The 12,086-nt window shown below is 71.9% G+C and carries 13 protein-coding genes, 1 tRNA gene and 1 pseudogene; 7 read left to right on the top strand and 8 right to left on the bottom strand.

The window, feature by feature from the left end; genetic code table 11:
* Positions 1-5: 5 nt before the first annotated feature.
* From ACFY23_RS04100 to ACFY23_RS04120, 5 genes are all read left to right on the top strand, one after another.
* The gene (locus tag ACFY23_RS04100) at positions 6-968 is read left to right on the top strand and encodes a UTP--glucose-1-phosphate uridylyltransferase (protein ID WP_350678004.1); all 963 of its coding nucleotides are present in this window, start codon (positions 6-8) and stop codon (positions 966-968) included.
* Positions 965-2,278, top strand: a complete 1,314-nt coding sequence (gene glp / locus ACFY23_RS04105) for a gephyrin-like molybdotransferase Glp (protein ID WP_350678002.1) — start codon at positions 965-967, stop codon at positions 2,276-2,278. The genes ACFY23_RS04100 and glp overlap by 4 nt, the downstream gene beginning before the upstream one ends.
* Before the next feature lie 133 nt (positions 2,279-2,411).
* Positions 2,412-3,020: a GNAT family N-acetyltransferase gene (locus ACFY23_RS04110; RefSeq protein ID WP_387035870.1), complete on the top strand. Its 609-nt coding sequence runs from the start codon at positions 2,412-2,414 to the stop codon at positions 3,018-3,020.
* A 178-nt stretch (positions 3,021-3,198) separates the two neighbouring features.
* Positions 3,199-3,990 carry a hypothetical protein gene (locus ACFY23_RS04115; RefSeq protein WP_350677997.1) on the top strand — a complete coding sequence of 264 codons (792 nt, stop codon included), beginning with the start codon at positions 3,199-3,201 and terminating at the stop codon, positions 3,988-3,990.
* Between the two features lie 222 nt (positions 3,991-4,212).
* Positions 4,213-4,289: transfer RNA gene (locus tag ACFY23_RS04120), tRNA-Ala, on the top strand.
* Between the two features lie 149 nt (positions 4,290-4,438).
* Here ACFY23_RS04120 and ACFY23_RS04125 read toward each other — a convergent pair.
* The 6 genes and pseudogenes from ACFY23_RS04125 to ACFY23_RS04150 all read right to left on the bottom strand — a co-directional run bounded on the left by ACFY23_RS04125 (position 4,439) and on the right by ACFY23_RS04150 (position 8,594).
* Positions 4,439-5,077, bottom strand: a complete 639-nt coding sequence (locus tag ACFY23_RS04125; RefSeq protein ID WP_350677996.1) for a hypothetical protein — start codon at positions 5,075-5,077, stop codon at positions 4,439-4,441.
* A gap of 140 nt (positions 5,078-5,217) precedes the next feature.
* Positions 5,218-5,298, bottom strand: a pseudogene (locus tag ACFY23_RS04130) (GntR family transcriptional regulator); the annotation flags it as partial.
* A 35-nt stretch (positions 5,299-5,333) separates the two neighbouring features.
* A complete protein-coding gene (locus ACFY23_RS04135; protein WP_350677994.1) occupies positions 5,334-5,795 on the bottom strand; it encodes a hypothetical protein in 462 nt (153 codons plus the stop codon).
* A 14-nt stretch (positions 5,796-5,809) separates the two neighbouring features.
* Complete coding sequence (locus tag ACFY23_RS04140) at positions 5,810-6,436, bottom strand: AAA family ATPase (RefSeq protein ID WP_350677993.1); 627 nt, start codon at positions 6,434-6,436, stop codon at positions 5,810-5,812.
* A 99-nt stretch (positions 6,437-6,535) separates the two neighbouring features.
* Complete coding sequence (locus ACFY23_RS04145; RefSeq protein WP_350677992.1) at positions 6,536-7,132, bottom strand: hypothetical protein; 597 nt, start codon at positions 7,130-7,132, stop codon at positions 6,536-6,538.
* Positions 7,133-7,322: 190 nt separating this feature from the next.
* Entirely contained in the window at positions 7,323-8,594 is a 1,272-nt protein-coding gene (locus ACFY23_RS04150) for a hypothetical protein (protein ID WP_350677991.1), read from the bottom strand.
* A gap of 257 nt (positions 8,595-8,851) precedes the next feature.
* On the opposite strand from ACFY23_RS04150, the gene solA reads away from it, so the two are divergent.
* On the top strand, positions 8,852-9,997 hold the full coding sequence (solA, locus tag ACFY23_RS04155; RefSeq protein WP_350677990.1) for an N-methyl-L-tryptophan oxidase: 1,146 nt from the start codon (positions 8,852-8,854) through the stop codon (positions 9,995-9,997).
* A 57-nt stretch (positions 9,998-10,054) separates the two neighbouring features.
* On the opposite strand, the gene ACFY23_RS04160 is transcribed toward solA, so the two are convergent.
* Positions 10,055-10,246 (bottom strand): general stress protein CsbD, encoded by a 192-nt coding sequence (locus tag ACFY23_RS04160; RefSeq protein WP_350677989.1) that lies wholly within the window; start codon positions 10,244-10,246, stop codon positions 10,055-10,057.
* 298 nt (positions 10,247-10,544) lie between these two features.
* Entirely contained in the window at positions 10,545-11,090 is a 546-nt protein-coding gene (locus ACFY23_RS04165) for a M23 family metallopeptidase (RefSeq protein WP_350678146.1), read from the bottom strand.
* A gap of 251 nt (positions 11,091-11,341) precedes the next feature.
* On the opposite strand from ACFY23_RS04165, the gene ACFY23_RS04170 reads away from it, so the two are divergent.
* Positions 11,342-12,031, top strand: coding sequence for a hypothetical protein (locus ACFY23_RS04170; RefSeq protein WP_350677988.1), 690 nt, complete (start codon positions 11,342-11,344; stop codon positions 12,029-12,031).
* Positions 12,032-12,086 lie beyond the last annotated feature (55 nt).

Below are 12,086 nucleotides of genomic sequence, written 5' to 3' on the forward strand. Positions count from 1 at the left end.
GCGACATGTCGGAGCACTCAGCGAACCCCTCAACGGCGACCGCCGCAACCGGTCGCTCCCGCGCGGTCAAAGCCGTCATCCCGGCTGCCGGACTGGCCACCCGGTTCCTGCCGGCCACGAAGGCGGTGCCCAAGGAGCTGCTTCCGGTGGTCGACCGGCCGGTGCTGCAGTACATCGTCGAGGAGGCCACCCAGGCCGGCATCGGCGACGTCCTGCTGATCACCGGACGGGGCAAGACGTCGATGGTGGACCACTTCGACCGCCGCCCCGACCTGGAGGCCCGGCTGGAGGAGAAGGGCGACGCGGAGCGGCTGGCCGCCGTGCGCCGCCCCAGCGAGCTGGCCGAGATCTACACCTGCCGGCAGCCCGAGCAGCTCGGTCTCGGCCACGCCGTCGGGTACGCCGAGTCGCACGTCGGTGACCAGCCCTTCGCGGTGCTGCTGGGCGACGAGTTCGTGAAGCAGTCCGAGCCGCTGCTGCCGGCCATGTTGGAGCTCCAGGCGCGCACCGGCGGCGTGGTGCTGGCGTTCTTCGAGGTCGACCCGTCCGAGACCAAGCGCTACGGCATCGCCTCGGTGGAGCCGGCGGAGGCGGAGCTGACCGACATCGGCGAGGTCGTCCGGGTCACCGGCATGGTGGAGAAGCCGAAGCCGGAGGACGCGCCGAGCAACCTCGCGGTGCTGGGCCGCTACGTGCTGCCGGCCAGCATCTTCGACGCGATCCGGCGCACGAAGCCGGGCAGCGGCGGGGAGATCCAGCTGACCGACGCGATGGAGCTGCTGCGCAACGAGGGCACGCCGGTGCACGCGATCGTCTACCGGGGCACCCGCTACGACACCGGCATGCCGCTGGGCTACCTCCAGACGGTGGTGCAGATCGCCGCCGAGCGCGACGACCTCGGCGGCGAGTTCCGCAAGTGGCTGGCCGAGTTCGTCAACTCCGGCGCGTCGGGCGTGACTGGTACATGACAGCGTCGGCCGACGCCGAGGCGGCCGCGAACGAGTTGACGCCGCTCGCCGACTACCTGGGCAGCGTGCTGCGCAGGTTACGCGCGCTGCCTCCGCTCGACCTCGACCTCACCCAGGCGCACGGCAACGTCCTCGCCGAGGACGTCGTCGCGCCGCACTCCTTTCCGGCCTTCGACCAGGCGGCCGTGGACGGGTACGCGGCGCGCTGGGAGGACATCTCCGGCGGCGGTCGGGGCGTGGGCTACGTCCCGACCCAGTCCGGCGGGCCGGGCGGGCGCAACGTCCGGCTCAACGTCGTCGGCGACCTCGGCGCGGCGAGCTGGCGGCCGGTTCGGCTCACCCCCGGCGCGTGCTTCTCCGTCGCCGCCGGGGCGCCGCTGCCGCTCGCCGCAGACGTGGTGGTCCCCGTCGAGTGGACCGACCAGGGCATGGCCGCGGTGGAGATCTTCCGCGTCCCCAAGCGGGGGTACGGGGTGCGCCGGGCCGGCGAGGAGCTGCCCGCCGGGACCCTGCTGGCCCGGGCCGGCACCTACGTCTCCCCGGCGCTGGTCGCGGTGTTCGCCGCCACCGGCATCGGGCACGTGGTGGTCCGGCCCAGCCCCCGGGTGGTCATCGTGGCCACCGGCGACGAGCTGGTCGACGTGGGCCGGGGCAGCCAGCCCGGCCAGACGGTGGACGCCAACTCGCACGCGCTCACGGCGGCGGCGGCCGAGGTGGGCGCCCTGGCGTACCGGGTGGGCATCTGCGACGACGACCCGGAGGGGCTGCGCGGGCTGCTGGAGGACCAGACGCTGCGCGCCGACCTGATCATCACCACGGGGGGCACCGGCACCGGGCCGGGGGACATGGTGCGGCGGATCCTCTCCCGCCGGGAGGGCGGCCGGGCCGGGCCGGTCACGTTCACCGAGGTGGCGCTCTATCCCGGCACCTCCCTCGGCTTCGGCACGGTCGGCGCCGAGGAGGTGCCGGTGGTGTGCCTGCCCGGCGACACGGGCGCCGCCCTGATCGGCTTCGAGGTGCTGGCCCGCCCGGCGATAAACCTGCTGGCCGGGGCGGAACCGGTGTTCCGGCCCAGCGTCCGCGCGCACCTGCTGGAGACGATCTCGTCCCCGGCGGGGCTGCGCGAGTTCCGCCCCGCGCACGTCGCCGAGCGGCGCGGCGGCGGCTACACGGTCCAGCCGCTCAACGGCGGGCCGTACACCCTCTCGGGGCTGGCCGAGGCGAACGGCCTGTTGGTGCTCGGCGAGCGGGTGACCACCGCGGCAGCCGGGTCCACAGTGGACGTCCTCCTGCTGGACCGGCGCCGGTGAGCGTGGCCTCCCGCGTGGCGGCTGGACGGACGGCGCGGTACGCGCGGGAAGTGCGCTTGCGGTGGCGCGGTCGTGAGCGGAAGCTGACGCGGTGAATCTGTTCGGGGGTGGCCGGGCGCCGGGGTGGCCGGCGGTGCTGACCGACGGCCCGGTGGTGTTGCGGCCCTACCGGCGGTCGGACGCCGCGGCCTGGTCGGAGGTGCGCCGCGCCAACCGGGAGTGGCTCGCGCCGTGGGAGTCGTCCCTGCCGGGAACCTGGCACGAGTTGAACTCGCCGGCCGCGTTCCGCTGGGTGCACCGCGACCAGCGCCGGTCGGCGCGCACCGGCGAGGGGATGCCGTTCGCGGTCTGCCTGCGCGAGGACGGCCGGGAGCGGCTGGTCGGCCACCTCAACGTGGGCAGCATCGTCCGGCGGGCGTTCTGCTCCGGGTACGTCGGCTACTGGGTGGACTCCCGGGTGGCCGGTCGCGGCATCATCCCGACCGCGATGGCGCTCGCCGTCGACCACGCCTTCGGCCCGGGCGGGCTGCACCGGGTCGAGGTGAACATCCGCCCCGAGAACCGCCCGTCCCGCCGGGTGGTGGAGAAGCTGGGCTTCCGCGAGGAGTCGTACCACGTGCGGTACATGCACATCGACGGTGCGTGGCGGGACCACATCGGATACGCGATGACCAGCGAGGAGGTCGCGGCCGAGGGCGGGCTGCTGGCCCGCTGGCACCGGATCCGCGCCACCGCGGGGTGAGCCGTCCCACGGACGGGATCGGCGCGGCGCGTCATCATCCGCGTCCGCGGCCCGTAACCTCAAGTGACTGCAAGCTGTGGCAAGCGCTGCTTCACCCGTACGATCCACGCATCCGACCAGGCTCGGTGGAAGATCCTGCGGTCGGGCGGCGGTTGCTCCGAATTCGGTGACGGGAGGGGTGAGGGTGCCGACCTCGGTGCTCCTCGCCGTCCTCGCCGCCGCCGGTCTGCTCGCCCTCGCGCCGGCACTGGTCCGCCGGTACGACGCCACCGAGCGGCTGGTGGCGGAGCGGGCGCATTCGACGGCGCGGGTGCTCCAGCGCCGCCGGCGGCGCCGTACTGTCCCGGGGCGGCGGCCGGTCCACCCGCCCCGCTCCCTCGTCGTCACGCTGAGCGAGAACAAGGACACGGGCGGTCTCGCCGCCCCGGTCTCCGCGCCGCCCGCCGCCCGCCGGTCGAGCCGGCTGCGCGCCGTGCCGCCCACCGGGAAGAAGACCCGCCGCCGGCCGCCGCCCCGCCGGCAGCACACCCCCGCCGTCTACCGTCGGCGCCGGGTGCTCGCCGCGCTGCTGCTGCTCAACTTCGTCGAGCTGATCGGCGTGGTCGTGGTCAGCCCCGGCTTCTGGATCAGCTTCGGGGTCACCGCCACCCTGCTGGTCGCGTACGTCGTACACCTGCGGGCGCGGGCGGTGGCGGAGCGCCGGCGGCGGCGGGCGCAGGCCCGGGAGGCGGCGTGGCTGGCCGCCCGGCAGGCCGAGGTACGGCGGGAGCAGGCCCGCCGGGCGGCGGCCCGCCGGGAGGCGCAGCGTCGCCTGGCGGCCCAGCGCGAGGTGGTACGCCGCGCCGCGATGGGCCTGGACCGGCCGGCCGACCTGCCCGCGGCGGCCAACGGCGGCTCCGTGTCCTACCGGCGTACGGGAGGCCTGCGGGGCCGCCCGTACCAGTCCGGCCGCGGCACCCACTCGGCCTGACCGTCCGTGCCCGCCGCGGCGTGGGTGTCCGTTTCGGTGTCGACTGGGTGTCCGGTTCCAGCTCGAGTGATCTTGGTGGGATTCGGCCCCTCCAAGGGCTCGTTACTGCCAAGATCTCGCCGCGCCGGGGGTGGATTTCGCGGCGGGGGCGTCGACCTGTTAGCCTTGTCGCCGGCCCGCCCGGTGAAAGCCGGGTGGGACCGACGCCGGTTCGCCGGCGGAGGGGCTGTGGCGCAGACCGGTAGCGCACCTCGTTCGCATCGAGGGGGTCAGGGGTTCAAATCCCCTCAGCTCCACCAGTTCAAAGGCCGTTTCCGCCAGTCGGAGACGGCCTTTTCGATCTTGTGCAGCAGTGCAGTGCAGCAACCAGGCTCCGCCAGGAAGGCGGCCGGCGGTGGCAGCCCGGGGCGCTCCGCTATTCGTGCTGAGGGAGCCCTCGCGGGTCGTGCTACTGCCGCGACGGGTAGAAGCGTCGGTGGACCGCCGGCACAAACAGCAGAATCAAGACCACGACCGCCGCGCCCACAAGCAGGGGTGGCCCCAGCGCATCGCCAATCCGCACCCAGGTTGGCGCCGGGGTATGCCCAGCCGTGTTCGGGTTGCCAGTGCTTCCGTTGAAGGAACCCTGACCGTTGATGAACGCCGAGCCGCAGCAGAGGGCAAAGGGAGCGGTCAGGATGCAGGTCGTCACATGGGCCCACGTTTTGCCGCGCACGAGCCCTGTTAGCGACAGGAGTAGGCCGGCCACGGCCAGTCCGGACAGAACCAGGGTCAGTTGGTCGACGACCTGGAGGCCGAGGTCTGCAAGGCCGTTCCGGTTGGCTGCCTCCTCCGGCGGCACGTAGTGCACCTCGTCCCAATGCATGAGGTCGTAGGTGATCGTTGCGGCGTTGAGCGTTAGGCCGAGCACCAGCAGACCGACCGCGACTGCCGGTGCGAGCACGGGCCATCGTGATTTCAATGTCACGGCAAGCCTCGCCGAGCGCAGGTATCCCTGATGATCACTCGACGGACCATACATAAAGCCGACCGAGCGAAGGGGTACGTCGATCCCCGAGTTGACAGCAGCGGCGACAGAAACCTGCACGGATTCGCCGAGATCGTTATCAGGACAGGGGTGGCATGTCCAGACGAGCGTCCGAGGTGGCGTATGTAGAGGAGAAGGACACCGGACTGGGCGCACAGAGCTTGTAAGCGAGGCGTCGCGCCTTGGAGGGCGACCCCGGCTTACCGGGGAAGCGGGTTGGCGAGGTAGACGCCCTTGCCCTGCCGGCCGTCGATCATCCCTTCGGCCTTGAGCAACAGCATGGCGGTTGAGCTGGGGGCTCTCTTCGTGTTGGTGATCAGTTGTCCATGACGTGCACCCGGCGGGGCTCGGGCAGCCGGTAGATCTCTGCCCACCATTTGACGACACGGAGGGCGATTTCCTCGGCCATCGGCTTGTTGTCGGCCACCAACTCGACGGTTAGCTCGGTTTCGTTGTCATGCATTTCAGCCGAGATCAGCCGGCCCGACCGCTCGCTGGGCATGGGCCCGTCAGGCTCGTTGTACCGGCGTTCGGGGATGGCGTCGTACTTGACCCTCACGATCCACGTCTGCCCCTTCAGTATGTAGTCAGGGTCATTGCCGAACGTCATGCGCACCTCGCGCACGAGCCCGGGAGCGAACGGCTCCGCGTCCTGGATGCTCCACCAGGCTTCCTCGGTGATGGGGTCCATGTCAGCGGGCTCCTCGCGCACCCTGGTGGTCGGCAACTGTGTCGGGTTGACCAGGCTCGTGATTAGCACCCAGTCCTCGGCCGTCAAGTCTCAGTTCCGCTTCAACGTGTGGGCCGGACTGCAACTGGCACGTAGGAATCAGACGGTGACCGAAGTAGGGCGAAGAACGCTGTCTCGACGGCCTCGATGACCGGGTGCTCATGGTCTGAGGTGTCGACTTCGACGACGGCGTCGACTCCATCTGGCGGCTCGAAGATCGACCGCTTCATCTCGCCTCGCTGGAACTGGGATGCAAGGTGTTGGTCGATGGCCCCGCCTCTGGCCGCTCTGGCACGAAGGCGTTCGCCGATCACCGCCTCGTCGGCGACGACGTGCACAGCGAGCACTCGGGCGTCACACGCGAGCAGCGCATCCAGCAGTTCGCGGGACAGCACCGAGGACTCCACGACGAAGCTCACCCGTGAGGTTGCGAGCAGCCGGGCTGCGTCGACCATCACGGCCTCAGCGCGGACGCTGAAGGGGCCACCGGCGACGTGAAATTCCCGGTTGAGCTGTCGGCCGCCGTCCTGTGCGGCGGAGGCGGCCGACAGCCCGAGGCCGTTCTTGATCTCGTCCCGGGTCAGGAGCGGCAGGCCGAGGCGGCGCGCCGTTGCCGAGGCAATGGTGGTCTTTCCTGCTCCCGGGGACCCGCACACGGCGACCACCACCGGTCTTTCCCTCCCGAGCATCCGCCGATAGTGCCAGAACTCCAGCAGTGCTGCCGACGAGCCCCAGCGTGAACTGCGAGGCCCAGTTGCGCTTCGAGGCGCCGAGGACCTGATCGCGAGCTAGGCCGGCAGCAGCGGGGCGCTCCGCCAGCTCCATTCCTTCAGTTGCGGGTGCCCCGGCAGCTCGATCCGGCCGGTGGACCACCGCAGCGCCGCCCACGGGTCGACGGCGGCCAGTTCCTGCGCCGCCTCAGGAAACAGGCGAGCGAGTACCCGGGTGCACACCTCGCGCGGGGGATCGATGGCGAGACCCAGGCCCTGGGCGATGTCATCGCCGTGCAGCAACGTCTCCACGCACCCCATGGCGGCGAAGCCCTCCGGGTCGGCCTGACCGCTGGGGTGGTAGGCCCGGGTGTCCGGTCCGGATGTGCGTATCGTGGCTGCCAGGATCCGGCCACCCGCCTCGGCGAACTCCAGCACCTCTTCTGAGGAGGCGTCCTGGTCGGCGTTTGCCACGAAGCGTACGAACCGCTTCTCCGGCCGGGCCACGAGTTGGCCCGCGAACGACATCAGGCAATCACCGATGTGCTCGGCGGTGTGCCAGCAGTCCCACTCCAGGCTGCCCGCCCGCGCAGACCAGTCCAGGCCGGTCGCTGGTCGTAGGGTGGCAACAACGCTGGACAATGCTGCGTCGAGATCATCGGCGGTGACTGTCACGGTTTCCTCCAGGTTCGCCAGGCCGATGCCGCACTGGCCTTGATCAGTAGCGGCCCAGCTTGCCTGATGGGTGTGACGAAACCAAGTGACGAGACCTGGGTGCCGGCCCCCGCCCGGCGACAGGTCGACGCGGGCGGGGGCCGGGTCCCGGGCGGCGGGAGGGCCGGCCCCGGGTTCGAGGATCAGTCGGTCAGCAGCGGACCACGGCGGCGTCGATGACCACCTCGCCGGCCGGAGCCAGGGTCGCCGGGTTGCTGGCGGCGGTGCCGCCGCCGTACGAGTAGTTGTGGTACATCGCCAGATCGCCGTCGGTCGAGTCGGCGAAGCAGTACGGCGCCTGGATGGTGAAGCTGGCGACCACCCCGCCGGGGCGGAACAGCGCCGTCCAGGTGCCGTCCGCGGCCACGGTGGCCCGTACGGACGTCTGGCCGGTCTGGTCGTCCTGTACCCAGACCGACAGTTGGCCGCCGGTCACGCCGGTCTCCTCGGCGTCGCGTACCCCGTCCCGGTCGGCGTCCAGCCAGACCGTGCCGCGTACCGTCCCCGGCTCGGCCACCGTGACGGAGACCTGGCCGGTGTTGTCGGCGAGGTCGTCCTCCGGGGAGGTGGTGGTCGCCTTGGCGGTGAAGGTCACCACGTCGCCCGGGGCGGCGGTGGCGATGGTGGCCGACAGGTCCAGCGGCTCGTCCGTCCACCCGTTCACCATCTGGTAGTTCACGCAGTCCCAGCCGGGCTGGCCGGCGACGAGGGTGTCGCCGAATTCGCAGTACCAGGGGCTGTTGTAGTCCTCACTGACGCGGGTGACGCCGGCGGGCAGCGGCACCAGGACGTGGACCTGTTCCGCCGTCATGTTCCCGGTGTTGTGCACCTGCACGCTGACGTTGACGGTGTCGCCCACGATCGGTTGGGCGGGTTCGGCCTGGGTCGCGATGACCTCCAGGTCGGTCACCCCTCGCACGTACGTGATCGGGGCGCTGCCCGTGTTGTTGCTGGTGGAGAGTTCGGGGCTGGTGGTCTTCGCGGTCGCGGTGACGGCCGAGACGGTGCCCGCCGGCGCGGGCGGGAAGTAGAAGTGGAACCGCAGTGACGGTGCGCTCGCCCCCGCGGCCAGCGCTTCGTATGTGCAGCTGGCAGCCGGGCCGAAGTCGCAGGTCCAGCCCTGGGGGGCGCCGTTGCCGTCGGTGAAGTACGCGCCGTCCGGCAGGCCGTAGGTCAGGGTGACGTCCGACGCGGACCGGGTGCCGGCGTTGCGGACCTGGACCTCGACGGTCACCCCACCGCCGACGTCGACGACCTGGTCGCGGGGGGCGATGGCGGTGGCGGTGACCGTCAGGTCCGCCCGGGACGGCGCGGCGCCGGCCGGCGCGGCCGGGAGCGTCGCGGCCGCGAGCGAGAGCAGCGCGGCGAGGCCGGACGCCGCGGCGAGCCGGCTACGGCGGGTCGGATGGGGAGTGGGACGCATCAGATCCTCGTCTGTGACAGGAATCGGCCGGCGTGAGTCCGGCCGGAGCGGGCCTCCGTGCCCGCCCCGTGATCCAGCGCCGGAGGCTGGCTATCCGTCACAGTCGATTGGTTCCGCTGGTACTCCACGCCTCGGCTTCGCCCAGCTCAAGGCCCGTTTTCCCGGGTGGGAGGCGGCTCATTGGGTTCTGTACGGTAGCGGCGGGCCAGGCAATGCGCCGTTTGCCGATCATGCCCGAAATTGTGAGGAAGTGGGATATGTCGGTCTACGACGTCATCGTCGTGGGGCTCGGTGGGATGGGCAGCAGCGCCGCCTACCACCTGGCCGCCCGGGGGCAGCGCGTGCTGGGACTGGAGAGGTTCGGGCCGGCGCACGACCGGGGGTCCAGCCACGGCGGCTCGCGGATCATCCGGCAGTCGTACTTCGAGGACCCGGCCTACGTGCCGCTCCTGCTCCGCGCGTACGAGCTGTGGGAGAAGCTGGAACGCGACGCCGGACGGGAGATCGTCTCGCTCACCGGCGGGCTGTTCGTCGGCCGGCCGGAGAGCCTCGCCTTCGCCGGCAGCCTGCGCGCGTCGCGCGAGTGGGGCCTGCCGCACGAGATCCTCGACGCGGGTGAGCTGCGCCGCCGCTTCCCGACGTTCAGCCCCCGGGACGACGAGTTGGCGCTGTACGAGGCCAACGCGGGCTTCGTCCGCCCCGAGGCGACCGTCGCCGCTCACCTCGACCTCGCGGCCCGGCACGGCGCCGACCTGCGCTACGGCGAGCCGGTGGCGCGCTGGCAGGCGCTGCCCGAGGGCGGCGTACGCGTGACGACCGAAAATGGTTCCTACGCCGCCGACCGGCTCGTCGTCTGCCCCGGGGCCTGGGCGCCCGAACTCCTCGCCGACCTCGGTGTGCCGTTGACCGTCGAGCGGCAGGTCATGTACTGGTTCCAGCCGGAGACCGGGGTCGGCCCCTTCGAGCCCGAGCGGCATCCCATCTACATCCACGAGGACGCCGCCGGCACGCACGTCTACGGCTTCCCGGCCATCGACGGGCCCGACGGCGGCGCCAAGGTGGCGTTCTTCCTCGGCGGTGAGGTCTGCACTCCGGAGACCATCGACCGGCAGGTGCACCCGAAGGAGGTCCAGGACATGCGACAGCATCTCGCCGGCGTCCTGCCGACGCTTCCGGGCCGGTTCCTGCGCGCCGCGACCTGCATGTACACGAACACGCCGGACCAGCACTTCGTGATCGCGACACACCCGCGGCACCCGCAGGTCACCGTCGCGTGCGGATTCTCCGGCCACGGCTTCAAGTTCGTCCCGGTCGTCGGGGAGATCCTCGCCGACCTGGCGACGAGCGGCGCGACCGCGCACCCCATCGGGCTCTTCGACCCGCGACGCGACTTCTCCGGATAGCCCGCGACGTGGAGCACCGCCCCCGGCGCGTGGGCCGGGGGCGGGCGACGGGCCGGGTCAGGTCGTGAAGCTGTCCCGCGCGTCCCGCGCGTCCTCCTGGACGTGTTCGCCGGGCTGTCTGCCCCGGATCTCGTCCCGCTTCGCCACCCGCTCCGCCTGTGACCGTTCGTCCTGGGTCATGTCGCCCATACGTGCCCTGGCGGCGCCGGCCACCCGCTCGACCTTGTCCTTCGCCCTCTCCAGGCTCATGTCGCCTCCCTGCCGTCCGCACCGGGGCGCTTTCGCCCCGCCGGACTCGCGTCCCCGCCTCTCCGGGGGGTGAAACCCCTGATCGGAAACCCGGGCACACGGCGCGGCAGGTCGGCGGTCCAGCCGCCGCCAGGGTGCGATCGAGGAGAGGGACCCGCCGGCCACCGCGAGGCCGCAGGGACCGTACGGGGATGCGGCGCGCGCCCACCCGGCCACGCGCCGCATCCCCACCAGGGCCCCACCGCGTGCTCGTCGTCGTGCCGTCACGGCAGCGCTAGACCGGCGAGGGGCGTGGGCGTCAGGCGTAGTAGTTCACGCTGACCGGATAGGTGCCCGTCCACGGCGTCCAGCCCTGGAGCGTGGCGGGGATGCCCACCCGGTTGTAGCAGTTGATCACCTGGAAGTGCAGGTGCGGTCCGCTGGACGCGCCGGTGCTGCCCGACCAGCCGATGACCCGCCCCTGCGGGACCCAGGTGCCGGCGTTGTAGATGGCCCGGTTCAGGTGCGCGTAGTGGGTGCACTGACCGTTCGAGTGCCGGATGATCACCTCGATGCCGTTCTGCCAGTACGGCGACCAGTTCGAGTAGATGATGGTGCCGCCCTGCGAGGCGGAGACCTCGTAGTTCGCCGGCAGGCCGAAGTCCCAGGCGTACTCGTTGTACGCGCCGACGTGCGAGTACGTGCCCTCCGGCCCCTGGGTGACCCGGTAGGCCTCGCCCGCCGGGTACGGCAGCTCGTAGTAGTAGTTCGCGGCCGAGGCCGGCGTGGCCCCCACGACCGTGGCACCGGCAACCATCAGCAGCGCGCTCACGGTCGCGCCGATCCGGCGCAGCACCGTCGTCATTCTGTTCACCGTGGATCTCTCCCTCTAACGGGCAGCAGAGATTCAGCCTCGTCGTCGTTGACGGTGCCGGTGGAAACTGAACCGCACGCCGGACGGTGGATCAACGAGCCCTGTGGATGTCTGGGGTGCGATCGGTGGTCGGCAGGGGTCGGCACGACGCTGGGTGACGGAGGGGCGGCGTGCCGTCGGCGGAACCCCGTAAGGCGTTCCGAGGGCCGGCGGGCGTGCGGTCGGTCACTACGCTGCCGCCCGTGGACCGATTGACGACCGTGTTCTGGATGGGTGGCTGCGGGGCGCTCGCCGTCCTCCTCGTGGTGGGGCTCGTCGCGCTGGTCGTGACGGCCCACCGGCAGGAGCGGGAACGGCGGGACCGGTGGCGGCAGTGGGCCGCCCGGTACGGCTGGACGTACGCCGAGCATCCCCAGGTCGCCTGGACCGACCGGGTGCCGGGCCGGAGCCGACGGGGCGTGCGGTTCCTGCTGACCGGGATGCTGCACGGCCGCCCGGTGGGGGTGGCCGAGTACGCGTACACGGAGACGCACACCTCGACCGGCGCGGACGGCAACCAGACCACCAACTCGCAGACCCACACGTACGTCGTCTGTTCGGTGTGGCTGCGGCGGCAGTTCCCGGCGCTGGCGGTCGCGCCGCGCCACGTGTTCTCGAAGCTGGGACGCGCGCTGTTCGGCAGCGACAGCTACGCCACCGGGCACGAGGAGTTCGACCGGCAGTGGCGGGTGGGCGCGGCGGCCCCGGGGCAGCAGGCCCTGGTCGGGCCGACCCTGATCGGCGCGCACCTGGCGGGGGCGGTGCCGGCCTGGAGCGTGCGCGGCACCGAGCTGATCACCTACCGGCGCGGCCGGCTGGAGGACCCCGCCCTGGTGCCGTCCCTGGTGACCCCGCTGATCACGGTGGCCGACCTGCTGGAGCAGGGCCGGTGACCAGGCGCCGGCCCGGGGGAGGGGAGGGTCGGTGACAGCACGGGAGGCCGGCCCG

Source organism: Micromonospora sp. NPDC000121 (assembly GCF_042899165.1).
Lineage (GTDB): Bacteria > Actinomycetota > Actinomycetes > Mycobacteriales > Micromonosporaceae > Micromonospora.

Coding starts and splice junctions, on each gene's coding strand:
- ACFY23_RS04100 (WP_350678004.1), top strand. CDS start 6: ATGTCGGAGCACTCAGCGAACCCCTCAACGGCGACCGCCGCAACCGGT.
- glp (WP_350678002.1), top strand. CDS start 965: ATGACAGCGTCGGCCGACGCCGAGGCGGCCGCGAACGAGTTGACGCCG.
- ACFY23_RS04140 (WP_350677993.1), bottom strand. CDS start 6,436: ATGCTCGGGAGGGAAAGACCGGTGGTGGTCGCCGTGTGCGGGTCCCCG.
- ACFY23_RS04150 (WP_350677991.1), bottom strand. CDS start 8,594: ATGCGTCCCACTCCCCATCCGACCCGCCGTAGCCGGCTCGCCGCGGCG.
- solA (WP_350677990.1), top strand. CDS start 8,852: ATGTCGGTCTACGACGTCATCGTCGTGGGGCTCGGTGGGATGGGCAGC.
- ACFY23_RS04160 (WP_350677989.1), bottom strand. CDS start 10,246: ATGAGCCTGGAGAGGGCGAAGGACAAGGTCGAGCGGGTGGCCGGCGCC.
- ACFY23_RS04165 (WP_350678146.1), bottom strand. CDS start 11,090: ATGACGACGGTGCTGCGCCGGATCGGCGCGACCGTGAGCGCGCTGCTG.